Origin of the sequence: Neobacillus sp. GCM10027624 (genome assembly GCF_042675345.1) — a bacterium.
Lineage (GTDB): Bacteria > Bacillota > Bacilli > Bacillales > Cytobacillaceae > Neobacillus > Neobacillus cucumis_D.
The window spans coordinates 162,118-187,670 of sequence record NZ_JBHTHD010000003.1 but is presented as its reverse complement, the minus strand read 5'-3'; the positions used below and the strand labels follow the sequence as shown (position 1 = coordinate 187,670).

General features: G+C 37.8%; 25 protein-coding genes. 5 read left to right on the top strand and 20 right to left on the bottom strand.

The genetic code is table 11. The annotated features are described in order from the left end of the window. Window positions 1-141: 141 nt before the first annotated feature. Window positions 142-1,614: an aminotransferase class I/II-fold pyridoxal phosphate-dependent enzyme gene (locus tag ACFQZ9_RS05855; RefSeq protein WP_198311091.1), complete on the top strand. Its 1,473-nt coding sequence runs from the start codon at window positions 142-144 to the stop codon at window positions 1,612-1,614. A gap of 46 nt (window positions 1,615-1,660) precedes the next feature. Here the strand turns inward: ACFQZ9_RS05855 and ACFQZ9_RS05850 are convergent, their stop codons facing one another. Continuing rightward, a complete protein-coding gene (locus ACFQZ9_RS05850) occupies window positions 1,661-1,786 on the bottom strand; it encodes a GapA-binding peptide SR1P (protein WP_081810767.1) in 126 nt (41 codons plus the stop codon). 151 nt (window positions 1,787-1,937) lie between these two features. After that, window positions 1,938-2,237 (bottom strand): DUF3055 domain-containing protein, encoded by a 300-nt coding sequence (locus tag ACFQZ9_RS05845; protein WP_198311090.1) that lies wholly within the window; start codon window positions 2,235-2,237, stop codon window positions 1,938-1,940. 150 nt (window positions 2,238-2,387) lie between these two features. On the opposite strand from ACFQZ9_RS05845, the gene ACFQZ9_RS05840 reads away from it, so the two are divergent. Further along, window positions 2,388-2,822: a DUF1885 family protein gene (locus ACFQZ9_RS05840; protein ID WP_498942736.1), complete on the top strand. Its 435-nt coding sequence runs from the start codon at window positions 2,388-2,390 to the stop codon at window positions 2,820-2,822. 668 nt (window positions 2,823-3,490) lie between these two features. Here the strand turns inward: ACFQZ9_RS05840 and lpdA are convergent. The 5 genes from lpdA to ACFQZ9_RS05815 form a co-directional block, all read right to left on the bottom strand. Continuing rightward, on the bottom strand, window positions 3,491-4,906 hold the full coding sequence (gene lpdA / locus ACFQZ9_RS05835; RefSeq protein WP_198311088.1) for a dihydrolipoyl dehydrogenase: 1,416 nt from the start codon (window positions 4,904-4,906) through the stop codon (window positions 3,491-3,493). A 3-nt stretch (window positions 4,907-4,909) separates the two neighbouring features. After that, window positions 4,910-6,232 (bottom strand): dihydrolipoamide acetyltransferase family protein, encoded by a 1,323-nt coding sequence (locus ACFQZ9_RS05830; RefSeq protein WP_498942735.1) that lies wholly within the window; start codon window positions 6,230-6,232, stop codon window positions 4,910-4,912. Between the two features lie 87 nt (window positions 6,233-6,319). Further along, window positions 6,320-7,297 carry an alpha-ketoacid dehydrogenase subunit beta gene (locus ACFQZ9_RS05825; RefSeq protein ID WP_026574728.1) on the bottom strand — a complete coding sequence of 326 codons (978 nt, stop codon included), beginning with the start codon at window positions 7,295-7,297 and terminating at the stop codon, window positions 6,320-6,322. Between the two features lie 3 nt (window positions 7,298-7,300). Then, entirely contained in the window at window positions 7,301-8,416 is a 1,116-nt protein-coding gene (pdhA, locus tag ACFQZ9_RS05820; protein ID WP_498942734.1) for a thiamine pyrophosphate-dependent dehydrogenase E1 component subunit alpha, read from the bottom strand. A gap of 382 nt (window positions 8,417-8,798) precedes the next feature. Beyond that, on the bottom strand, window positions 8,799-9,452 hold the full coding sequence (locus tag ACFQZ9_RS05815) for a YkyA family protein (RefSeq protein WP_498943592.1): 654 nt from the start codon (window positions 9,450-9,452) through the stop codon (window positions 8,799-8,801). Between the two features lie 127 nt (window positions 9,453-9,579). On the opposite strand from ACFQZ9_RS05815, the gene def reads away from it, so the two are divergent. Further along, window positions 9,580-10,131, top strand: a complete 552-nt coding sequence (def, locus tag ACFQZ9_RS05810; RefSeq protein WP_498942733.1) for a peptide deformylase — start codon at window positions 9,580-9,582, stop codon at window positions 10,129-10,131. A 35-nt stretch (window positions 10,132-10,166) separates the two neighbouring features. Here the strand turns inward: def and ACFQZ9_RS05805 are convergent, their stop codons facing one another. After that, window positions 10,167-10,937, bottom strand: a complete 771-nt coding sequence (locus ACFQZ9_RS05805) for a Cof-type HAD-IIB family hydrolase (protein ID WP_498942732.1) — start codon at window positions 10,935-10,937, stop codon at window positions 10,167-10,169. A gap of 503 nt (window positions 10,938-11,440) precedes the next feature. On the opposite strand from ACFQZ9_RS05805, the gene ACFQZ9_RS05800 reads away from it, so the two are divergent. Both ACFQZ9_RS05800 and rnjA read left to right on the top strand, forming a co-directional pair. Beyond that, window positions 11,441-11,650, top strand: coding sequence for a DNA-dependent RNA polymerase subunit epsilon (locus ACFQZ9_RS05800; protein ID WP_498942731.1), 210 nt, complete (start codon window positions 11,441-11,443; stop codon window positions 11,648-11,650). 6 nt (window positions 11,651-11,656) lie between these two features. Continuing rightward, window positions 11,657-13,324, top strand: a complete 1,668-nt coding sequence (rnjA, locus tag ACFQZ9_RS05795; RefSeq protein WP_133332580.1) for a ribonuclease J1 — start codon at window positions 11,657-11,659, stop codon at window positions 13,322-13,324. 46 nt (window positions 13,325-13,370) lie between these two features. Here rnjA and ACFQZ9_RS05790 read toward each other — a convergent pair whose 3' ends face one another. From ACFQZ9_RS05790 to ACFQZ9_RS05735, 12 genes are all read right to left on the bottom strand, one after another. Beyond that, window positions 13,371-14,030 carry a potassium channel family protein gene (locus tag ACFQZ9_RS05790; RefSeq protein WP_198311081.1) on the bottom strand — a complete coding sequence of 220 codons (660 nt, stop codon included), beginning with the start codon at window positions 14,028-14,030 and terminating at the stop codon, window positions 13,371-13,373. Window positions 14,031-14,113: 83 nt separating this feature from the next. Further along, complete coding sequence (locus ACFQZ9_RS05785; RefSeq protein WP_498942730.1) at window positions 14,114-15,019, bottom strand: DUF4349 domain-containing protein; 906 nt, start codon at window positions 15,017-15,019, stop codon at window positions 14,114-14,116. A gap of 85 nt (window positions 15,020-15,104) precedes the next feature. Continuing rightward, on the bottom strand, window positions 15,105-16,922 hold the full coding sequence (locus ACFQZ9_RS05780; RefSeq protein ID WP_498943591.1) for an ABC transporter ATP-binding protein: 1,818 nt from the start codon (window positions 16,920-16,922) through the stop codon (window positions 15,105-15,107). Window positions 16,923-16,940: 18 nt separating this feature from the next. Next, complete coding sequence (locus ACFQZ9_RS05775; RefSeq protein ID WP_498942729.1) at window positions 16,941-18,695, bottom strand: ABC transporter ATP-binding protein; 1,755 nt, start codon at window positions 18,693-18,695, stop codon at window positions 16,941-16,943. A gap of 165 nt (window positions 18,696-18,860) precedes the next feature. Further along, window positions 18,861-19,316 (bottom strand): TlpA family protein disulfide reductase, encoded by a 456-nt coding sequence (locus ACFQZ9_RS05770; protein WP_198311078.1) that lies wholly within the window; start codon window positions 19,314-19,316, stop codon window positions 18,861-18,863. 119 nt (window positions 19,317-19,435) lie between these two features. Further along, entirely contained in the window at window positions 19,436-19,984 is a 549-nt protein-coding gene (locus ACFQZ9_RS05765; RefSeq protein ID WP_198311077.1) for a peroxiredoxin, read from the bottom strand. Window positions 19,985-20,265: 281 nt separating this feature from the next. After that, the gene (locus ACFQZ9_RS05760; RefSeq protein WP_498942728.1) at window positions 20,266-21,390 is read right to left on the bottom strand and encodes an N-acetyldiaminopimelate deacetylase; all 1,125 of its coding nucleotides are present in this window, start codon (window positions 21,388-21,390) and stop codon (window positions 20,266-20,268) included. 60 nt (window positions 21,391-21,450) lie between these two features. Continuing rightward, entirely contained in the window at window positions 21,451-22,161 is a 711-nt protein-coding gene (gene dapD, locus ACFQZ9_RS05755) for a 2,3,4,5-tetrahydropyridine-2,6-dicarboxylate N-acetyltransferase (protein ID WP_498942727.1), read from the bottom strand. Window positions 22,162-22,238: 77 nt separating this feature from the next. Beyond that, a complete protein-coding gene (gene ccpC, locus ACFQZ9_RS05750) occupies window positions 22,239-23,123 on the bottom strand; it encodes a LysR family transcriptional regulator (protein ID WP_498942726.1) in 885 nt (294 codons plus the stop codon). Window positions 23,124-23,167: 44 nt separating this feature from the next. After that, window positions 23,168-24,691, bottom strand: coding sequence for an MDR family MFS transporter (locus tag ACFQZ9_RS05745; RefSeq protein ID WP_498943590.1), 1,524 nt, complete (start codon window positions 24,689-24,691; stop codon window positions 23,168-23,170). Window positions 24,692-24,749: 58 nt separating this feature from the next. Next, complete coding sequence (gene cbpB, locus ACFQZ9_RS05740; RefSeq protein WP_498942725.1) at window positions 24,750-25,193, bottom strand: cyclic-di-AMP-binding protein CbpB; 444 nt, start codon at window positions 25,191-25,193, stop codon at window positions 24,750-24,752. 114 nt (window positions 25,194-25,307) lie between these two features. Beyond that, entirely contained in the window at window positions 25,308-25,544 is a 237-nt protein-coding gene (locus tag ACFQZ9_RS05735) for a YkuJ family protein (protein ID WP_198311072.1), read from the bottom strand. Window positions 25,545-25,553 lie beyond the last annotated feature (9 nt).

Genomic DNA, 25,553 nt, shown 5'->3' with positions numbered 1-25,553 from the left:
TTTCCTGTTTTTTAGGGAAACTAACTTTTAAGAAACGTTTCTCTATGCAAGGGGAACGAATAGTGCTATAATTCATATGTTTTATGTATTTTTATTCAAATGAAAATATAAGTATTTGAAATAAAGAGGTGTGGTACTAAATTGTCGCAAAATCAAACACCGCTTTTCAGCGGTTTATTAGCACATGCAAAAAGGAATCCTGTTCAATTCCATATCCCGGGCCATAAAAAAGGTGCTGGTATGGATCCGGACTTTCGAAATTTCATTGGTGAAAATGCTCTTTCGATTGATTTAATTAATATCGGACCACTAGATGATCTGCACGCACCAAAGGGCATGATTAAACAGGCTCAAGACCTTGCAGCCGAAGCATTTGGTGCCGATCGGACCTTCTTCTCGGTCCAAGGAACAAGCGGAGCGATTATGGCTATGGTAATGGCTGTTTGCGGTCCGGAAGACAAAATCATTGTTCCTAGAAACGTTCATAAATCGGTTATGTCAGCCATTGTATTTTCTGGTGCTATCCCTGTATTTATCCATCCCGAAATCGATGAAGAATTAGGGATCTCTCATGGAATTACGACAGATGCGGTGGAACGAGCATTAAAGCAGCACCCAGATGCAAAGGGAGTTCTAGTCATCAATCCAACCTATTTCGGCATTTCAGCGGACTTGAAAAAAATAGTTGAAATTGCGCATTCTTATAATGTACCCGTTCTGGTCGATGAGGCACATGGTGTGCATATCCATTTTCACGATGAACTTCCCCTCTCTGCTATGCAGGCTGGAGCTGATATGGCAGCAACAAGTGTCCATAAACTTGGAGGTTCGATGACACAAAGCTCCATCTTAAATGTCAAGGAAGGACTTGTTTCCGCGAAACATGTTCAATCAATCCTAAGTATGATGACAACGACTTCCACATCCTACTTATTGCTTGCATCTTTAGATGTTGCTCGTAAGCAGTTAGTTACAAAAGGAAAGGACCTCATTGAAAAAACGATCCAGTTGGCACAAAGCATACGTAAAAGAATAAATGAGATTGAACATATTCATTGTATTGGCGAGGAAATTTTAGGTTCGAAAGCTACTTTCGATTACGACCCGACAAAGCTAATTATTTCGGTTAAAGATTTAGGGTTAACCGGTTATGAAGTAGAAAAATGGTTAAGAGAGAAGCATAATATAGAGGTAGAATTATCTGACCTTTATAACATCCTTTGTATTATTACGTTCGGTGATACTGATAATGAGGCTGACATTTTAGTAAATGCCTTGAAGGAACTATCTGAGGAATTTAAAGATCGTGCAGAAAAAATCGAACCGGTTCAAGTATTACTTCCAGATATCCCTTTACTTGCTTTAACACCTAGAGATGCTTTTTATTCAGAAACGGAAGTAATTCCTTTTGAACAATCTGAAGGTCGTATTATTGCAGAGTTTGTAATGGTTTATCCGCCAGGAATTCCAATTTTTATCCCAGGTGAGATTATTACAAAGGAAAACCTGCTCTATACCCAGAAAAATATTGAAGCAGGACTGCCAGTCCAAGGCCCTGAAGATGATGAATTAAAAACAATTAGAGTTATAAAGGAATACAAGGCAATTAAATAAAAAAACAGGATTCCACATTGGAATCCTGTTTTATTTTATACATAAATTATTTTTCTTCTTTTGAATGGTGTTCATTACAGCATGTGCATTTTGAAGAATATAAAACTGTAACTTTTTCGTCTTCAAAATGATCAATAGTAGAGTTGCAAGCTTGGCATACGATTGTACCCATCTTTTCTATCCCCTTTATATGAAATGTAAGCGTTTAAAACATCCTTGAGATAATAATAATATATCACATTTAATTTTTCAAGCCTAAATTGTATGTCACATTTAATTTTTATGTAAACAAAAAGGGTCCATACTGGACCCTTTCTGTCCCATTATTCATACTGAGTGTAAGAATGAACGGAAGGAATGGTTACGCTGAAGAATTCAGCTAAATCGGCTGCTTGTTGACGGTCGGAAATGCGGAAAACGGTTTGCAAGTGGTCAATATCTTCGATGTCTTTAGGGTCGAGGAGGGTAGAACGGCCGGTTTGCATACAGACTACCAGGGGTTTTCCAAAAAACATATTCGTAAAAACAATTCCAAAGTCATAGCGGGTCTGTTCAGTCGTAAAGCCTACAAACCTCACCTTTACATTTTCCTGCTCATCATATAACTTGTCAAATAATTCCATTGGACTCCTCCATTCTTTTAATATTTAGAATATTATTGTAATTTATTTTCTCAAAAATTACAAGAAACTTATTTTTGTACGGTTGTCATTGGATTTTATTCAATGCTAAAATAGTAAGGGATATAATTGGAGTGTTAGGGGGGAATGATGTTGGCGAAAAATGCATATATCAAGCTGGTGCCTTCATCTGCAAAACAACGAGTTACAATTGAAGAAGTAAAAGAACTTTTTTATTATTATAAAGATATTACCTCAAAAACAGGGAATCAAGTTGATTGGCAATTTGGAAACGCTGCCTTTCCGTATGAAGTAAAGGAAAAGGAAGATGGGAAAGGAAAATGGTTTTATTTACATTCCGAACATGAAAAGTATTTCGCGATTTTAATTGGTGTTGACTCAGAGGTAATCCGCGATGAGAACGGTGAAGAAAGAGAACAGCAGTACATTCAAGTAACGCTGCCCGAACAATCTACTTATGGTGATAAAGGGAAAGCCAATGAATTTTGTAAATTTCTCGCAAAAAAAATGCAAGGAGAACTACATCTTTTTAATGAAAGAGTCATGTATTATTATCCTAGAAAATAATTAAAAAACTCCTAAAAGGGAGTTCCTGGCTGTCGAATCTTTCGATAGCCTTTATTTTATACACTCTCTTTAGTAATTAACCGCGTTAATTAGTTAAAAATATTGAGAATGGTCTGTGTAAAAAGTCTGTTGATTTCCGCTCCAGGACCTCCCCGCGGAAAGCGAGTGACCGGTGCGGATATCATCAGGCCCTTTTACAGGAACGATCAATAAATTGGAATTTAGATTTGACCAAAAAATGTCGAGAAAAATAATCTTTTCTCGACAATCTAAAACTCCCAATAAGGGAGTTTTTTAATGGGTGTAGAGCTCCAGGGTGTAATGTATTGAGGTGTAGATTACAAGGCTTAAAGCAGTGAGAAATAGTGTTTTTCTTGAGGACTTCGTAATACCGTTACCAATCAAATAGGCCAAATAAAAAAAGACAAAAAACATAATGACTTTATATACTAATTGATCATGCTTTGATAACCACTCAATCAAAGTATAACCGCTCCAAATAATAAATTGCAGCAGCATCACAACATAAACCCTCAAAATTATCACCACACAAACTTCATCTAAAACCATGAATAATATAGTATATGTAAAAAAAATATAGTTATTTTCGAGAAAAGCTCATTACTAAAAAAAATGGTTCTTTCCTCTTTGGAAAGAACCATTCAGTATTATTTAATAATATGGATTGGGCTTCCTAAAGCTACTTCGGCCGCTTCCATTGTTATTTCCCCAAGGGTTGGATGTGCATGGATAGTCATTGCAAGGTCCTCTGCTGTCATACCTGCTTCAATAGCAAGACCAAGTTCAGCAATCATATCTGATGCACTGGCACCGGCAATTTGAGCACCAATTACAAGACCATCTTCTTTACGAGTGATTAATTTTAAGAATCCATCTGCACTGTCAAGTGAAAGCGCACGGCCATTTGCTGCAAATGGAAACTTCGCTGCAATCACTTCAATTCCTTCTTTTTTCGCTTGATCTTCTGTATAACCAACAGATGCAAGCTCAGGCTCTGAAAAGACAACCGCAGGAATACCTAGGTAATCAATTTCAGAAGAATGACCAGCAATCGCTTCAGCAGCAATTTTTGCTTCATATGATGCTTTATGTGCTAATTGAGGACCTGCAACTACATCACCAATCGCGTAAATATTACTGATATTGGTACGGCATTGCTGATCAATTTCAATTAACCCGCGCTCGCTTAATTTCACACCGACTTGCTCTAAGCCCATCTCATCTGTATTTGGTCGGCGTCCAACCATTACAAAACAGTAATCAGCTTCAATTTTCTTCTCTTCACCTTTTGTTTCAAACGTTACAACAACGCCATTTTCTGTTTCTTCTACACCCTTAGCAAATGCTTTTGTATAGAATTCTGCACCTTTTTTCTTCATATTACGCTTAACAAGGGCTGCCATTTGCTTATCAAAAACACCCATACCTAAAATTTCATCGGCACCTTCTAAAATTGTTACCTGGCTGCCAAAGTTAGCATATGCACCGCCAAGTTCAATACCGATTACCCCGCCGCCAATAACAACGATTTTTTCAGGAATTTCATTTAAATTAAGAGCACCTGTAGAGTTCAGAACACGTTTTGAGTACTTAAATGCAGGTAGCTCAATAGGGCGAGAACCAGTTGCAATAATTGCATTTTTAAACGTATATGTTTGGGCTGAAGTTTCATCCATCACACGAAGTGTATTGCCATCGACAAAATACGCTTCACCACGAGCGATGTTTACTTTATTTCCCTTTAATAGCCCTTCAACGCCGCCTGTTAATTTATTTACAATACTGCCTTTAAACTCTTGAACTTTTGAAAAGTCAACCTTTACATTTTCTGCTGTAATACCAAATTGATCGGAATGCATAGCTGTTTCATATCGATGACCTGCAGCAATTAACGCTTTAGATGGAATACAGCCGACATTTAAACATACACCGCCTACATATTCCTTTTCTACAATCGTTACTTTTTGTCCAAGCTGTGCAGCACGAATAGCAGCAACGTATCCACCAGGGCCTGCACCGATGACTATAGTATCTGTTTCAATTGGGAAATCTCCTACTACCATTTTTTACGCCTCCATTAGCAATAATTCAGGATCGTTCAATAATCGCTTAATATGATTCATTGCGTTTTGTGCTGTAGCACCGTCAATCATACGGTGGTCAAAGCTTAATGAAAGAGCTAGTACTGGTGCAGCAACAATTTCACCATCTCTTACGATTGGTTTCTCAGCAATTCGACCTACCCCTAAAATCGCAACTTCAGGATGATTAATGACAGGAGTAAACCACTGACCGCCAGCGGAACCAATATTGGAAATCGTGCAAGATGCACCTTTCATTTCATTTGGAGCTAGCTTACCATCACGTGCTTTTGTTGCCAATTCGTTGATTTCATTTGAAATATTAAAAACGGATTTACGGTCTGCATCCTTAACAACTGGTACTAATAAGCCTTTTTCTGTATCAGCTGCAATACCGATATTATAGTAATGTTTATGAATAATCTCATTTGTTGCATCATCTAAAGAAGTATTTAATGCCGGGAACTCTCTCAAAGCACTTGTTAATGCTTTTACGATATAAGGTAAGAAAGTTAACTTGATACCTTTCGCTGCAGCCACTTCCTTGAATTTTTTACGGTGGGCAACAAGTTTCGTTACATCAATTTCATCCATTAAGGTAACATGTGGAGCAGTATGCTTAGAGTTCACCATAGCCTTCGCAATTGCTTTACGGATACCGCTCATTTTTTCACGTGTTTCAGGATATTCACCTTGTGGAATTGGTGTTGCTTTTGGAACTTCAACATTTGCTTCCTCGCCTACAGCAGCATTTTCAGCTGGTGCTGCTGGTGCACCACCGCTTAAGAATGTGTCAATATCAGCCTTCATGATCCGGCCATTTTTACCTGAACCGGCAACATGTGCAATTTCAACACCTTTTTCACGTGCATATTTGCGTACAGATGGCATTGCAATGATTCGGCGATTTGGATCTACATCAACCTGAGGTTGTGTTCCAGCAGTTGCTGCTGGAGCAGCTGGTGCTGTTTCTTGCTTTGCTTCCGGTGCAGCTGGTGCTGGTGCTGGTGCTGCTTCTTTTGCAGGTTCATCATCACCGTGATCGCCTTTAAATTGCAAATCTTCATATCCTGGGGCATCAAATGTAACAAGAACCTGTCCAACAGTCGCAACGGTTCCTTCACCAATTAAAACATCAATTACAGTACCTTCTACTGGAGAAGGAATTTCAACTACCGCTTTATCATTTTGCACTTCGCAAAGTACATCATCTTCTTGAACTTTGTCACCTGGTTTTATGAACCATTTGACAATTTCACCTTCGTGAATACCTTCACCAATGTCAGGCATTTTAAATTGAAATGACACTGTAATTCATCCTCCTATACTTCCTCTATTTTCGCAGGTGTATTCAAACATTATGCGGGAAATAGAGCAGACTTTTTTTCGATTATATTAGAACGTCAATACCTTTTTAGCCGTTTCAATCACATCTTTATAGTTAGGAAGCCATACAGATTCTGCTTGGGAGAAAGGATAAACAGTATCAGCCGCTGTTACACGTAATACTGGTGCTTCCAAGCTTAAAATCGCACGGTCATTAATTTCAGCTACTACTGTCGCTGCAACACCCGCTTGTTTTTGTGCTTCTTGAACAACAATTGCTCGGCCCGTTTTTTCAACAGATGCAATGATTGTTTCAATATCAAGCGGACTAATTGTACGTAAATCGACAACTTCGACTGAATGGCCTTCTTTTTCTAATTCTTCAGCAGCTTTTAATGATTCGTGAACCATTGCACCGTAAGTAAAGATAGAAAGGTCTGTTCCCTCACGTTTCACATCGGCTTTTCCTAGTGGAATGGTGTATTCCTCTTCAGGTACTTCTTGACGGAATGCACGGTATAATTTTAAATGCTCTAAGAATACAACTGGATCATTATCACGAATAGCTGAGATTAACAATCCCTTTGCATCATATGGTGTTGATGGAACGACAACTTTTAATCCAGGAGTCTGTGCCATTAATCCTTCTAAACTGTCTGAGTGAAGCTCAGGAGTGTGAACGCCGCCGCCAAATGGTGAACGAACTGTAATTGGCATATTATAGCGTCCGCCAGAACGGTAGCGCATACGAGACATTTGACCTGCGATAGAATCCATTACCTCAAAAACGAATCCAAAGAATTGAATTTCCGGAATTGGACGGTATCCTGTTAATGCAAGACCGATAGATAAACCACCAATCCCTGATTCTGCTAATGGTGTATCAAAAACACGCTCTTCGCCAAATTCTTTATGGAGCCCTTCAGTGGCACGGAAAACCCCGCCATTCACACCAACATCTTCTCCAAATATTAATGTTTTTGGATCATTACGCAATTCAATACGCAATGCATCAGTAATCGCTTGAATCATTGTCATTTGAGCCATGACTTACTTCGACTCCTTTGCTTTATAAATTTCATATTGTTCTTTTAAGTTAGAAGGCATTTCTTCAAACATAATTGACATTAAATCAGTCACTTTTTGCTTCGGAGCCGCATCTGCTTTTTTGATTGCTTCTTTAATGTCTTCTTTTGCTTGTTCAATTACTTCGTTCTCTTTCTCTTCACTCCATAAGCCTTTGTTTTCTAAGAACTTACGGAATCTAACAAGTGGGTCTTTCTTTTCCCATTCGTTATCAAGTTCAGCCGTACGATAACGAGTTGGATCGTCACCAGCCATTGTGTGTGGGCCATAACGATACGTAAGAGTTTCAATTAAGGTTGGGCCTTCGCCATTAATTGCCCGCTCACGTGCATCGTGAACTGCCGCATAAACAGCTAATGGGTCCATACCATCAACCTGGATTCCAGGAATACCTGCAGCAACAGCTTTTTGAGCAACGGTTTTCGCTGCTGATTGTTTTTCTACAGGTGTCGAAATTGCAAAACGGTTATTTTGAACGATGAAAATTGCCGGCGCTTTTAATGCCCCTGCAAAGTTAATTCCTTCGTAGAAATCCCCTTGTGATGCTCCACCATCACCTGTGTACGTAATAGCAACAGCTTTATTGCCATTCTTTTTCAATCCAAGCGCTACACCTGCAGTTTGAACGTATTGCGCACCAATAATGATTTGTGGTGATAAAACGTTTACACCTTCAGGAATTTGATTTCCTTGGAAGTGTCCGCGTGAGAACAAGAATGCTTGATAAAGTGGTAACCCGTGCCAAATGATTTGTGGTACATCGCGATATCCAGGTAAAATAAAATCCTCTTTTTCCAAAGCAAATTGGGATGCTAATTGTGATGCTTCCTGTCCTGCAGTTGGAGCATAGAATCCAAGTCTTCCTTGACGGTTTAAAGAAATTGAACGTTGGTCAAGGATACGTGTGTATACCATTCTGCGCATTAATTCTTGAAGTTGAGCATCTGTTAAATCCGGCATTGCCGCTTCGTTAACGACTTCGCCTTCTTCATTTAAAATTTGAAATGTTTGAAACTGTTCTTCAACGATATCGAGCGACTTTTTCGCATCGAGCTGGGCGTTCTTAAGTTTAGAAGCCATTTAGGTCACCTCATCCTTTCTTTTCAAAAAACATAAGTATAAATTAATCATTCCACCTTTGTAGGTTACCCAAAAACCCTAAAAGACAAAAAATATTGAATGGAAATTTATCTCTCCATCCCATCATATTCTGTATCAGTATTTTTGTTTATTTCATTGATACAATTATTATCTACATATCCGAGTTTACATCAACTTTTTATACGCGTCAAATACTAAATCTTATAATTTTTCATCATTTCAGCATTAACAATAGGAGGCATCTTAAACAGAGCTGTATTATTTAAAATAGGCAATCTGTTATATAAAATTAAACAAATTTCTGTTCTGTTATAACAAAGAAAAACCGGCTCTTTCAGCCGGTTTTTAAGAAAATTGAATATTATTCATTTATTTTCAACCCTGACATTTTATAAAATGCAAGCTTTTGATCATTGTATTCCTTCGTGAGTTGATTAAATTTTTTATTTGCCGCATAGACTTTTTGATAGGATTCATTCACCTTATTCACTTTTGCCTCTAAGTCCTCAAAGGATAAATTTTTATTTTTTAACAATCCATACAATTGTTTATCAAGTTTTAAGGCATTAAGATATTCCTTATTCAGTTCATCGTGGGCGGAATATCTATTGATCATAACCTGATAAAGAATTTCCAAAGCTTTTTTTAGTTTAAGATCCTTTAAATCATTTTTATATTCTTTAATTTTTTGAAATGTCTCTTTGGACTCCGAGATACTTTTGGTTTCTTCGTCCATATATTGCTTTCGCTTGTCAGCCATCTCTAAAGCAGTATCAGCCAATTTTACAACTTTATCATGCTGTTTCATTCCAAGGTCGATAATTTTTTCATATGTAGCTTTTTCTTTTTTTTCTAAAGTTACTAGCGGTTCTTGCTGATTTTCAAACCCCTTTTCTTTCTCTACAACCTTTTCCAAAATATCATAGATTTTTTCGACGGGTGTTTTTTGATTGAAACAACCGGATAAAATCACTACAGTAGTAATTATGGAAATCCATAAACGTCTTTTTAACACAAAAGGCAAGTATATCCCCCTATTCTAAAACCATTTAGATACATTACAAAGTGGTTAACTTTTTTAATTTTGTTTGATAGACTAATCTTATTCATCATTATAACAGAAAACAGGAGTGAGACAGCACATGATTACTATGGACGATATCATACGCGATGGTCATCCAACTCTCAGAAAAATAGCAGCGGAAGTTGCCCTCCCGGCCTCTGATGAGGACAAACGGATCTTAGAAGAGCTTTTAGAATATGTTAAAAACAGTCAAAACCCTGAGATTGCCGAAAAATACAAATTAAGACCGGGTATTGGTTTAGCAGCCCCGCAAATCAATGTTTCAAAACGAATGATTGCTGTTCATATACAGGACGAAAAAGCCTCATATAGTTACGCACTATTTAATCCAAAAATAGTCAGTCATTCAGTTGAAAAATCGTACCTGCAATCAGGAGAAGGCTGTCTATCCGTGGATGATGCTATACCAGGCTTTGTACCAAGACACGCAAGGGTTACGGTAAAGGGATTTAACGAAAATGGAGAAGAGATAAAGCTTCGACTAAAAGGGCTTCCGGCCATCTGTTTCCAACATGAAATTGATCATCTAAATGGGATTATGTTTTATGATTATATTGATAAACAAGACCCTTTCAAACCGATTGAAGGAGCAATCGTCATAGAAAGATAAAAAAACTGCCGTTCCTTAAGGAGCCGGCATTTTTTTTATATTAACTGTAATTCCTTTAAACCATTCCAAATTCCATTTTCAGCGACATCTGTTGTAATATAATCTGCATGTTCTTTCGCCTCTGGGACCCCATTTCCCATCGCAACACTGGTACCAACAGCCTTTAACATTTCCAAATCATTTAAACCGTCTCCAAAAGCATAGACATCCTTTAATTCAAACCCCAAACGCTCAATCATTTTTTTGATGCCTTCCGCTTTGGAACCCCCTTTAGGCAAAACATCGACAGAATAATCATGCCATCTAATAAAGTTAAACTTTGGATAGTGATTAAAATACACTAATTCTTCTTTATCTTCACAGAAAAGCAGGGATTGATAAATCTTCCTATTTTTATAAAAAGCAGCATCCTGCTCAGGATGAGGAAAATTCAATGTATTAAGACTAATGTCGATAAAGGGATGTTGTTTAACGGTAGCCTTCATCGTTTGTTCATTCATTACTATTAAGGGGTGTCCATTCTGCTCCGTTTCAATCAATAGTTTTTCAAGCTCAGTTTGATTAAGGGGGTTCTCATAGATTACCTCCCCTTCAAAGACAACAAATTGACCGTTATAGCTAACATAAGAATCGATTCCAAGTTCCTTGCGTATACTTTCAAACATAAACGGAGCCCTGCCGGTCGCAATTGCGACATAAACACCGCTATCCTTTAAAAGCTGGATAGCCTTTTTTGTGCTAGTTGGCAGTTTTTTTTCATGATCCAATAATGTACCGTCTATGTCGAAAAAAACAATCTTCTTCATAATAAACTCCTTCAAAAACTGCTTATAATATTTTTCTATAAAAACACTAACCCTTCCTAAAAAAATTGTCAATTCGTTAACAATTAATTGAATTCCATGATTATCCATGAAAGAATTAGCAAAATCACCATATAATAATAGCAAAAAAACTTTTATCTGAAAAAAATCTTCATTAATCTGTCATGGCTTGCTTTACATTGGACAAGGATCGTTTAAAATAAAGTTAAGGAGATGATCCACTATGTTAAAGAAGCTAAGAAAGAAGCTCTTAAAACAGTGGAAAGATTTACTACGAAAAAAATCGATTGCCTGAAATTTTGAGCCCTTCATACTTGCGAAGGGCTCCTTCCTTATTGTAAATTGATAAGCAGTGATGCTTTTACATACTTTTCACTGAACGTCCATGTCTTGGTTTATTTGTCAAATATAATAAAACACATGAAAAAGATGTAAAAATTTTATATAATAGAAATAGGTATGATCGATTAAGGAGCGATATTGTCATGATATATAAAGTATATTATCAAGAAAGCATTAAACAGGTACCAGTGAGAGAGAACACAAGAACCCTTTTTACGGAGGGAGAATCAGAAAGAGATGTTCGGAAAAAGCTTGCAGACCGCGGCTATAACATTGAATTTGTACAAGCAGTTTCAGGTGCGTTTTTAGAGTATGAACAACAAAATGAAGATTACAAAGTATTGGAGATTTGATAATTTATGAAATTTGTAAAAAATGATCAAACTGCTGTTTTTGCCCTGGGAGGACTGGGTGAAATCGGTAAGAACACATATGCTGTTCAATTTCAGGATGAAATCATCCTAATTGATGCCGGTATAAAATTTCCTGAAGACGAGCTTTTAGGAATTGATTATGTAATTCCGGATTACACCTACCTAGTAAAGAACGAAGAAAAAATAAAAGGGCTGTTTGTTACACACGGACATGAGGACCATATTGGCGGAATTCCTTATTTGCTTAGGGAAATCAATATTCCTATTTACGGTGGTAAACTTGCTCTCGGGTTAATCAAAAATAAACTTGAAGAACATGGTCTTCTTAGAAATGCTAAACTGATTGAAATTAAAGAAGATGATGTGATTAAGTTCCGTAAGACATCTGTTACTTTTTTCCGCACCACACATAGTATTCCTGATTCCTATGGAATCGTCGTAAAAACCCCTCCAGGTCAAATTGTCCACACAGGTGATTTTAAATTTGATTTCACCCCTGTCGGTGAACCAGCTAATTTAACCAAAATGGCCGAAATTGGAAAAGAGGGAGTTTTATGTTTACTCTCGGATAGTACAAATAGTGAAATTCCTGAATTCACCATGTCAGAACGCCGTGTTGGCGAGAGCATACATGATATTTTTCGAAAAGTTGATGGCCGAATCATATTTGCAACCTTTGCTTCAAATATCCATCGCTTGCAGCAAGTAGTAGAAGCAGCAGTAACAAATGGACGAAAAATCGCTGTATTTGGAAGAAGTATGGAGGCTGCCATCAATATCGGTCTTGAATTAGGATATATTCTTGCTCCAAAAGAAACGTTTATTGAATCCAATCAGATTAACCGACTTCCTGCAGATAAGGTAACCATTCTTTGCACAGGAAGCCAGGGAGAACCAATGGCTGCACTTTCAAGAATTGCGAATGGTACACATCGACAAATTCAAATTATACCGGGAGATACAGTAGTCTTTTCTTCTTCGCCAATCCCTGGTAATACAATAAGCGTCAGCCGCACAATCAACCTTCTCTTTAGAGCAGGGGCCGATGTTATTCATGGAAAATTAAGTAATATTCATACGTCAGGACATGGCGGACAGGAAGAACAAAAGTTGATGCTCCGTCTCATAAAGCCGAAGTTTTTTATGCCAATTCACGGAGAATACCGGATGCAGAGAATGCATGCCAAACTTGCTGTTGACTGTGGGGTACAAGAAGAAAACTGTTTTATCATGGATAATGGTGAGGTTTTGGCTCTTTCAGAAAATACCGCGCAGGTAGCAGGTAAAATCCCTTCCGGTTCAGTTTATATTGACGGAAGCGGTATTGGTGATATTGGAAATATCGTACTAAGAGACCGAAGAATTCTTTCAGAGGAAGGCTTAGTGGTTGTCGTCGTCAGCATCAATATGAAGGATTTTAAAATTGCCTCTGGTCCTGATTTGATTTCAAGAGGATTTGTCTATATGAGAGAATCCGGTGATTTAATTAATGATGCTCAAAACTTAATTACTAAACATATCAATAAGGTAATGGAGAGAAAAACGACTCAATGGTCAGAAATAAAAAATGAAATAACAGACACACTCGCACCATTCCTTTATGAAAAAACAAAACGGAGACCAATGATTTTACCAATCATTATGGAAGTTTAAAAACGGAAACGCCTTAGGGCGTTTCCGTTTTTTTAAGTTGCCTATTTTATGCCATGGCCTTTTTCCCGAATCGGTCTATGTCTACATCGCTTCCAATTACAACTAATACATCATTCACACGAAGTGTTTCTTTAGCCTGTGGGGAAACAATCAGTTCTTCTCCTCTTTTTATCGCAACAATATTGAGGCCATACTTTTTGCGAATATCTAGATCCATAATCGTATGCCCGGCGATCTTTCCATTGGCAACAATTTCAACAATACTATGATCATCAGATAATTCAAGATAATCAAGGACATTATTAGAAGCTAAATTGTTAGCAATCCTGCGTCCCATATCCCGTTCAGGGTGGACAACCTGGTCCGCACCAATTTTCCTGAGTACCTTCTCATGATAATCATTTTGAGCCTTAACCGTAATATTGGGAACACCTAATTCCTTTAATATAAGTGTAGTTAATATACTAGATTGGATATCGTCACCAATGGCAACAATTACATGATCAAAATTACGGATTCCTAAACTTTTCAAAACTGCTTCGTCTGTTGTATCTCCCACAGCGGCATGGGAAGCAATCATCGAATATTCATTCACTCTTTCTTCATTTTTATCAATGGCCAACACTTCAATTCCTTCCTCTGTAAGTGTCCGGCAAATACTCCCGCCAAACCGGCCAAGTCCTATGACTGCAAAGCTTTTTTTCACAGAATTCTCCTCCAGCTAAATCAGGTTCTCTATCTATCTTTGTACATTTTAGCATATACAACGTTGAACGGTAATAATATCTTTTATCCTCTTGGATTATGATTTCTTCTTTTCTTGATGTAAAGATAAAGAAGCAAACCGATCACTGAAATCATAATTAAAATCGGAAGATTGCCAATGACAAAAACAACTAGCCAGGAAACGACAGCTATAAGTGTATTGATACTGTTCATAAACTGTTTTTTTGTTTTCTCCCATGTATTAAGATTGTCCTTATCAATATTAGGAACAACCACCTTATATTCATGCAGCATTATATTTACAGTTGAAAAAGCGGTTTGATTTTCTAAAAACTTCAATTTTCCTTCAATCGTTTCAATCTCTTCCTGAACAGATGCCAAATCTGCAGAAATTTTTAATAAGTCCTCGGTTTTATTCGCTTTTTTCAAAAAAGAGAGTAAGCGTTCTTCCACGACTATTTTTGATTTTAATCTGGATTCTAAATCCACATATTCTTCGGTAACATCCTGACCCGAAATATTTCGCTGAATCACTTCAACAGCCTGCCCCTCGGCATCATGTAAAAAACTTTGAAAATATTTTTGCGGGATTCGAATTCGAATGCTTCCACTCACCTGCTCTTTCCCCTCTTTTATTACGTTAGATTCTGCGATATATCCACCGTATTTTTCTGCTTTTTCTTCGATTCTTTGTACAGTCTGTTCAAACTTTTTCACACGAAGCTCTAAGTCTGCAGTATAGACGATCTTTTTTTCGGGCATCTCGATTTCAATCGATTGATCCTTTTCTTTTTTAGCGTTCTCACCTGATAGTAATGATGCTTTTTCTTGCCTTCCGCTTTGAGCAGAATCGGCGGTCTTGCTGGTAGCAAAATCCATTTTTGCACTCTCACTTTTACTACCCGAACTGCATGCTGAAAGAAGAAGAAAAACAAAAATAATTGAGATCCATTGATTGATTCTATTCATTTGCACCACACCCCTTTTTATTTAAACCGACGAGCAAAAGTGAAAAGGGTTACAAAGAAAGTGTAAAACAGCCATTTTGGCTGCTTTACACTGCATCTACCATGTTAAACTGTGCTGTTACCAAATGATAATACTCTCCTTGAAGCTCCATTAATTCTTCATGGTTGCCTTTTTCAATCAATTGCCCATGATCTAATACAATGATTTGTTCAGCATCCCGAATAGTCGAAAGACGATGGGCAATGATAATGGCGGTTCGACCTTTTAATAAAGTTTTTAAAGCTTTTTGGATAAGTACTTCTGTCTCTGTATCAATACTTGCTGTCGCCTCATCTAAAATTAAAATGCTTGGGTTGGCTAAAAGGGCTCTGGCAAACGAGAGAAGCTGCCTTTCACCGACGGATAAAATATTCCCACGTTCTTCCACTTCATGATGAAAGCCATTTGGAAGCTTTTCAATAAAGTGATTGGCACCAACTGCTTTTGCTGCATATAGGACTTCCTCGTCCGTTGCATCTGGTCTCCCGAAGCGGATATTTTCCATAATCGTCCCTGAAAAAATAAAAGTATCCTGCAAGACCACACTAATTTGCTGTCTAAGACTCTTCAGTGAGATATCCTTTATATTGTGTTGATCAATATGAATTTCCCCTGATGTTGCGTCGTAAAAACGTGAGATAAGATTGGCTATTGTTGTCTTTCCTGAACCGGTGTGCCCGACAAATGCTGCTGTTTGTCCCGCTTTTATTTCAAGGCTCACCCCGTTTAAAGCAAGCCGACTCTCATCATAGGAGAACACAACATTTTTAAATTGAATATGCCCCTTTATATCCCCCATTTCCTGCGGGTTGTCTTTTTCCGAAACAATCGGCTTTTCATCTAGAAACTCGAATATCCGTTCAGAAGAAGCCATACCAACTAATAGCTGATTATACACCTGCCCTAACCTTGAAATTGGTTCCCAAAACATTCCAAGATAAAAAGCAAACGAGACAAATTCCCCAATTTTCATAGAATCATTTAAGATAAGATGGCTTCCATACCAAATTAAAACCGCAGAACCAAGTGCATTGGTTATTTCGACAAGCGGCCTAAACATCGCATTTTTTTGAGAAGCTACTCTCCAGCTTTCGAAATTCTCCTGAATTACACCCTGAAAAAAAGCCATATTCTCCTTTTCCTGGGTAAAGGATTGGGTTACGCGAATTCCCTGGATACTTTCGTTTAAATGAGAATTAAGCTTCGCCTGTTTTAATCTTACGACCTGCCAAGATCTGCGAATTTTCCGACGCAGGCTGGTGGAGATAAAGAACATGATTGGTAAAATGACCATTACTGCAAGGGCAAGTGATGGGCTAAGTGAAAATAAAACAATCAAAACACCCATTAACAATAATGAATCCATTAATGAATTAATGACTCCGTTTGTAAATAAATCCTGCAATGAATTGATATCATTCATAATCCGAACAAGAATCGAACCGGCAGAACGCTGGTCAAAAAACTGATGCGAAAGATTTTGTACATGTGAAAAAAGATGCTTTCGGATATCGTAGATGACCCCCTGCCCCAGTTCATTCATCCAGCGAATTCGAAAAATATTTGCAATGTACGAAATGAAATAGAGGCTGGCAATGATGATAACTAGGATGGTCAATAAATGGGTGTCTTTATTGATGATGGCTTTATCTAGCGTATAGACTCCAATTAAAATCGGAATGGTTAACCGAATAACCGTGGTGATGATGACCATTAGTGCTGAGAGAGGTAATAAATTTTTATTATATGGCTTGAGATAGCTAAACAGCCTTGCCATTTGAATCCAGTTAAAGGGTTTTTCAATCACTTGATCTGAGGAATAATGAAACCGTTTTAATATAGTTGGATGCGCTTTTTTTTCAATCAAAAATCATTCGCTCCTTTAACCTGTTTTAGATGATGCCTTTTTCTGCCGATCCTTATATTGGATTTCAAATACCCGTTGATATGGGCCATTATTATTTAACAGTTTCTCATGCTTTCCCCGTTCCACAATCCGGCCATTTTTTAATACTAAAATTTCATCTGCATGCTTTAAGGAGGAGATACGGTGAGCAATGATGAAGGTAGTCCGGCCTTTCATGACTTCTTTTAAAGCCTTTTGGATATTTAGTTCCGTTTCCATATCGACTGCACTAGTAGCATCGTCTAAGATTAAAATACTTGGGTCCACACAAATAGCTCTGGCAATCGCAATTCTTTGCTTTTGTCCTCCTGAAAGGCCCATTCCCCGTTCTCCAAGTATCGTTTCATAACCATTCGGAAGTTCCATAATAAAGTCATGTGCCTGGGCACGTTTAGCTGCATCAATAATTTGGTACATGTCTGCCTCAGGTCTTCCGTAAGAGATATTTTCTTTTATGGTAGTCGAAAATAAAAAGGATTCCTGCAATACAAAACCTATATTGCTTCTTAAGGTCCTGAGCGAAAAATCGCTTACCGGTTTATCATCAATCAAAACCTCCCCTTCACTTGGTTCATAAAATCTCGTCATAAGCTGCGTAATGCTTGTTTTACCTGAACCGGTAGGGCCAATGAGTCCAATTACTTTTCCAGGCTCAATCCTAAAGGAAATACCAAATAATGCTTCCTTTAAGCCCCCATCATAGCGTAGGGACACGTTTTTAAACTCTACTTGACCGTTTAACCTGCCAGAATCTATTGTCTCATCTTGATCATTTATTTCGTTATTCACTTCTAAGACTTCTAAAAGCCGTTCCCCTGAAGCCTTTGCTTGTGAAAACAAATTAATTACAAATCCAAGGTTAACAATCGGCCAAATAATGTACCAAACCAAACTATAAAAAGCGACAAGTTCCCCCGGTTTTAATGAACCCCTCATGACAAGAGTACCACCGTATCCTAATAAAAGGACAACACTGATATTTCCCATTAGCTCCATTAATGGAAAATACTTTGCCCATATGGTGGAGGTGAAGATATTTTGCTGCTTATAATCACCATTTGAAGCGTTAAATTTTTCAATTTCAAATCCTTCTCTTGATAGAGATTTTACAGTATTGATTCCACTGATGCTTTCTTGAACTTTTGTATTTAATCGTCCGAATGATTGTCGAATCCCCTTAAAGGCAGGGTGCACCGCACGATCAAATTTATAAACGATGATAGATAAAAAAGGAAGTGAAATGAGTGTAATGATGGTTAGACTGATGGAATAGTAAAGCATCACGGCTACACTAAGCGCGATTAACAAGAGGAATCTAAGTAATTCTGAAAAGCCAAAGGAAAGAAAAAAGCGAAATCCTTCAACATCTGCCGTTAATCGGGACATTAAATCTCCCGTTTTGGCATTATCATAGTATCTAAACGATAGAAACTGCAGCTTTTCATATAAGGAATTTCGCAGTTTATAGACGGAGGTAATTCCAAATAAATCACCTGTGTATTGATTGATAAAGGTGGCTCCGCCCTTTATCCCCATTAGAAAAATAAAACCGATAGCCAGGTATGGAACCAAATAATACTTCCCTTTTAATACCACCTCATCAATTGTTTGCTGTAAAATCATCGGATATACAACAGTTATTGCCGTAACGACTAACAAAAAACTCATGGAAATAAAAAAATACTTTTTGTAAGGCCAATAATAAGATTTTAATTTTTTAAACGTTTCCACATTCAATCCCCTTTCCTTACAATTTCCAATTTTTCGAATAAAGGCGCAATATTTAATATATCGGGTTTCGAAGTATTTTTCTAGTCTTTTGCATATATTTTTAATAAATTTTTCCATAAAAAAACTGCTCGTTTAAATACGAACAGTTCCGATTGATTCATTATTTTATTCGGTTTTTTCTAATTCATCTAAAACACGATTTACCCGTTTTTCAAGCATTTTCATGCCGCTTCCGCCAGCTTGAAAATGACGAAGTTTACCTTCACGGTCAAAGACATAGTAGGCAGGCACATATTGATTTTCGAACGCTTCCGTTAGTTTGTGTTCACTGTCAACAAAGATTGGCTGGGAAATCCCATGTTCGGCAGCCACTTGCTTGATTTCTTCAATGTTTAGATCATTTTCAGAACGAGGCATATGAACAGCGACCACATTTAATTTTTCTTTGAAGTCATCACGGAATTGATTGACCTGTGGCATTGCTTCTTTACAAAGGTGGCAGCTAATCGACCAAAAATGAATTAGTGTAGGCCTTTCCCCAACTAACTCTTCTTTCGTCACCTGACCGTTCAGCCATTCGGTTGCACCCGTTAATTCCGGCATTGGCTCACGTAATTTCATTTCAATACCCCCTCTATTTTAAAAATAGACCTAACACTTTAAAGGTTAGGTCTATCGTGTTTGATTTAAAAATTGTCTAGCTCCAGCGCCCCTGAACAAGGCGCTTCCGCTTTTCTATTTTAAACATTTAGTGTAGCTTGTCCTGGCTTCCAGTTTGCAGGGCAAAGTCCGCCAGTTTGAAGTGCTTGAAGAACACGAAGTGTTTCATCAACGTCACGGCCGATATTGTTATGGTTTACTACAGAATATTTTAATTCGCCTTCTGGGTCAATGATGAATAAACCGCGAAGTGCAACACCTTCTTCTTCAATTAACACACCATATTCACGAGCAACAACATGGTTAGTGTCTGCTGCTAATGGATAATTTAAATCGCCAAGACCATTTTCTTTACGATCTGTTTTAATCCAAGCAAGGTGAGTATGAATGGTGTCTGTAGAAGCACCGATTACAACTGCATCAAGGTCATCGAATTCTTCGTAACGATCAGACATAGCTGTGATTTCAGTTGGGCAAACGAATGTAAAGTCCATTGGGTAGAAGAACAATACTGTCCATTTATCATTTTTCATGTTCTCTTCAAGGCTAACTTTTCCAAATTCTTTGTTTGGTAATACTGCATCCATTTCAAAGCGTGGAGCTTGTTTACCTACCATACGTTCTGGCATATCGAATCCCTCCAAATATTAATTAAATGAGATAACTTTATAGCAATTCTCATTTGCTATCCCTTTGACACATTTCATTATAGGATAATTCTAATTTTGAGTCAATATTAAATTATAATTAATTTAAATAAATACTTATTTTAATTATAACCTAGATTTCCCCTCCATCAGTTTTACCTTTTTAGGTGAAGATTAAACTTTTTCTATGTAACAAAATTCACCATTATTTGCTATAAGTTTATCATGATTTCCAAAAAGTATAAAACAAAACGCATTGTGTTTTATGCTTTATTCCCTTGATAAGTGATATAGTTTGTCATTACTTTTATAGCAACATCAATGGCTTCTTCGTTAGGATTTAACTTTGAATGGTGCAAACCAAATGGCGAGTCGACTCCGAGCCAAAACATAAATCCAGGGATTTCCTTAAGCATATAGCCAAAGTCCTCACCCGTCATGGCTTCCTTGCACTCGATTACCTTTACTTCATTTTGTCGGCTCATATATTCGAAAAAATCTCCTGTCAATTTTTCATCATTATAGACCTGATGATACATCGCCCCAAAATCAATCTTGGCCTCGCATTCGTAACCTGTCTCAATCCCTTTAACCAGAGACTCTACTCGATGCTTTACCTTTTTCATTGATTCAGGTGATAATGTTCGAATAGTCCCTTCCAAACGCGCTGTTTCGGCAATGATATTTTGCACGGTTCCCCCAGTAATTTTGCCAATTGTGATCACAGCACTATCTAGCGGATCGACATTTCTAGAAACGATGGTCTGTAGTTGATTGACTAACGAACAGGCAGCAATGACCATATCATTGGTTTGATGAGGGTAGGCAGCATGGCCGCCTTTACCTTTTAAATCAATAAATAGTTCAGACGTATTTGCAAAGAGTAGTCCTTCTTTTAAAGCAATCGTCCCTACAGGGTATTCCGGGGCGATATGTAAGGCAAAAATCATATCCGGTTTCCAATCCTGCATGATCTCTGACTGCAGCATCGGTTCCGCCCCCCCAGGTCCCTCCTCTGCCGGTTGAAAAATAAATAATACATCATCCTGGATAGGATTTTCCACAAGATAGGTAAGAGTTCCTATCGCAATACTCATGTGAAAATCATGTCCGCACGCATGCATTTGAGCATCGTGAGTTGATTTAAAAGGCAGTCCTGTTTCTTCTGAAATCGGTAATCCATCGATATCTGTTCGATACCCAATGGTTTTGTTTGGATTAAGACCATGTACCTTTACAAAAATCCCCGTTTTCCACTTTTTAATCGACAGCCTATTCTGAGGTAAACCTTTTAAATAAGATAATAAATAAGCTTGGGTCTTATATTCTTGAAACCCTAATTCCGGAATTTGATGTAAATCACGACGAATTTTCACATATGAATTCATTCAGATTACTCCCTTGGTTTAGAAAAAAAGCGTGGAATATCCACGCTTTTCTCCCATTGATTATAATTGACGAAGCGCATCCATTATTTCTGTCTTCGATTTAGTCTTTTCATCAATATCCTTTATTTTTTTTGCAGGAATTCCAGCAACAACTGTATTTGGTGGAACATCATCCGTTACAACTGCACCTGCGGCAACAACGGACCCTTTTCCAACTTTTACACCTTCAAGTACAACTGCATTTGCTCCAATTACAACATCGTCTTCAATGACAACTGGTTCTGCAGATGGTGGTTCGATTACTCCTGCTAAAACAGCACCGGCACCAATATGACATCTTTTCCCAACCGTTGCTCTGCCGCCCATTACCACATTCATGTCAATCATTGTATTGTCACCAATAACTGCGCCGATGTTAATGACAGCCCCCATCATAATAACCGCATTATCACCAATTTCAACCTGATCGCGAATCGTAACACCTGGTTCAATTCGGGCATTTACATTTTTCATATCCAGTAATGGCAAAGCAGAATTACGACGGTCATTCTCAATTACATAATCTTCAATCTTAGCTTGATTAGCTTCTAATGCAGCATTAACATCTGCCCAATCACCAAAAACAACCCCTGTATTCCCATTCACAAATACCTTTGAATTGCTTCCAAAATCAATTCCTTCAAGGTCACCTTTTACATAAACCTTTACAGGTGTAGATTTTTTACTATTTTGGATAAACGAAATAATTTCATGTGCATCCATTTTTTTCATAATATATGTTCCTCCTAAGGCTTGTACTAAAAATTACTTTAACAAAGGAAAGCGATGAAAACAATAAAAAAATGGGATTATTGTTTTTTTTCAGAAACATACTCTTTGATTAATTCAACAAACGCATTCACTTGTTTTAATTGAAAAGCAGATTCATATCCCAAAAGCCATGTATCCCTTTTAAGCGGCAGATGATTTTCATTAAGAAGCGGGATTTTAAATATATTTTTTTCTGCACTTTTTAAGGTAATCGACGGCAGGATGGAGTAGCCAATTCCATTAAACGTCATTTGTTTGCAGGTCTCAATTTGATCGACAACAATGGTCCTTTTTGGTGAGGTTTTAAAATTTCTCATCCACCAATCTTGGATTTCTTGATAATAGTTAGAGTCGCTTTTAAATTGGATAAACGGACGATCTGTGTCCAAGACCTGCTCAGGCTTTGTTATAACCCGGTCCACTAGATATAGCGGATCACTAAAAAGGTGGATCTTAGCCCCCTTCCAATCAGGAGTTCCGCGAATAATCCCGATATGAACCTGGTCATCATACAAGCATTTTAAAATTTCACTGCTCCAGCCTGTTACAAGCGAAATTTTTGCCTGAGGATAGGTATCAATAAATCGCTTTAATACTTGGGGAAGCCAATTTTGCCCAACTATTGAAGCAACTGCTATTTTTAAAGTTCCGGACACACCTGCCTGGAGTGAATGAATCGACTCCCTTACCTTTTCTTCCTTTTTCAGGACCTCATTGACAAATTGGATAACTTGCTCCCCTGATGGAGTTAGTGCCAGTCCTTTTTGGGAACGAATAAACAATTTCGTTCCCCAATCTTTTTCAATGGTTTGCAGGCGCTGTGATAAAGCCGGCTGAGAGACAAACAGGCGCTCAGAAGCCTTACGCATATTCATTTCTTGAGCCAAAACAGATAATAATTGAAATTCAGATAGTGAAGACAACGTTCAAACCACCTTCATCATATTCATGGAAAAAAGCCCTGTTTTTAAACAGAGCTATTCCCTTTTTTCGGAATAAAGAAAACCAAAATCAAACTTATTACCGCAAAAATTAGAACCACATAGTAGACAGCATGCAGGGATAGAGTTAAACCATTTTGAAGTACGTCTCTTACCGTTTCAGATAATTGTGCACGCTCTTTTGCATTTAAAAGAATATTAGCCGAATTAATAGTTAGTTTCTTCCCTGCTTCTGGAGCATTTTCATTTAAATAACTGCTTAACCGATTATTAAGAATTCCGCCTAATAAGGCAGCCCCTATCGTGTTCCCCAAATTTCTCATGAACATATTGGCGGCTGTTGCGATTCCACGCTGCTGCCATTCAACAGTACTTTGAATGGAAACGATGAAAGCTGTCGAAGTTAACCCCATTCCAATTCCTACAATAAATGAGCCTGCAGCAGCCCAGATAGGACCTACAGAAGTGGACATCGTGACAAAAAAGAGACTGCCAAGCACTAATGCTACGCCACCAATGATCGAGGTGGTTCGATACCCCAGAGAAATCAGCATTTTACCGGACATTGTGGATGCAATTGGCCAGCCAATTGACATTGTCGTCAAGGTAAATCCTGCAATAATGGCGGTTTGTTCCATTACCCCTTGAACGAACGTAGGTAAAAAGCTTGAAATCCCGATTAACATAATTCCAGTTGTTAAAGAGGTAATATTTGCGATAAAAATGGACCGTTCTTTCCAAATATTAAATGGCATGACAGGTTCTTTTGCCCTGCCCTCCTGAAAAACAAACGCTACCAATGTAAGACCGCACAATGCAAAAAGCGATAAAGCCTGCCAAGAACCCCAGGCCCAATGACTGCCCCCTTCAACTAGAACCAACATAAGCGAAGAAATGGCAACCGTTAGTAGAATAGCTCCGAGATAGTCAATTTCGTGTTTTTTCTTTTCCACATTTTCATGTAAAAACAGCCATAACCCTGCAAGGGAAAGAATTCCTAATGGGATATTGATCCAAAAAACATAATGCCAGCTGACATATTGAACAAGCAGGCCGCCAACAGCCGGCCCTGTAATGGCAGAAATCCCCCAGACGCTTGAAAGATAGCCTTGGATTTTTGCCCGCTCTTCAGCCGTATAAATATCCCCTACAATGGTTGTGGCAATTGGCATAACAGCTCCTGCTCCGAACCCTTGTATGAGGCGGAAAATAATTAGCATTTTCATTGATGAGGCAAAACCGCAAAGTGTGGATCCTATTAAAAAAATGATAACGCCAAAAAACATGATGGGTTTTCGTCCAAATAAATCTGATAACTTTCCATAAATGAGAACCGTTACTGAATTCATTAACAAATACGCTGAAAACACCCAGCTATATAATTGAAAACCGCCTAAATCAGCAACAATGGCAGGCATTGCTGTTGAAACAATAGTTGCTTCAATCGCCCCCATAAACATAGCGAGCATAACGGAAGCTAAAACCAGATGCTTTTTGGTTCGCTTTTTTTGAGACCCTTCAATATTTTTTTCTGCTGCGGTATCCCCCATTATAACACCTCTTTTTAAACTCAATAATATAGCTCCCTATCAAGGGAGCTCTAATCAATCATTTAATAAATTTTTCAACTAAATTGTTTAATTGATTTAATACTGTACTTCTTGGCAAAATTCCTTCAAAAAAACCATCCTCAGATTCGACACAAAGGAAAGGTTGATTTACGAGCAGCTCAAGGCATTTTATAATCGATTCGGTAATCTTTACCCGCGAAATATCCGATTTCATGACCTCTTCTACCCGTTTTTTCTCCAGCTCTTCAAATTCAATCCGTTCCAAACCTAAAATGGAATCCATGATAATCGGCGTACTTATTAATCCATGGAGCTTATAATGTGGGTCTAAAACAGGAATAGCAGTATATCCACTTTTGGTTAAAACTAATAAAGCATGCTCAAGATTGTTCCCAATCTGAACATGTGCGACCCGCTCGGAAGGGATCATAAAATCTTTTATACTTAATTCTAAAAATTCCCCACTGTGAAGACTTATCATGAGCCGAACCCCTCAAATTTTTTGTTTGATTCCTTTTTATTTTACCATAGTTCCATTGATACTGTTCGGTTTTTACATGTTCAAAACCGAAAAAGAAAGGAACCCGAAGGTCCCTTATTGAATCAAATCAAAAATTTCAATTGTAATCATATCAACGTTATCAAATTGATACCGTTTTGGTTTTTCCTTCTCATTGTATACTTCTAATTCAAATGTTTCTGTCTTAGGATGAAATGTTACCTGACACTTGCGCTCGCCATTTACCTCGAAATAACGTTGTGCCGGCTCTCCACCCCCCGATTGTTCCTGAAGGTTTTTTAATCGAGTTAATATACCTTGAAGCTGTGACATTTGCCTATC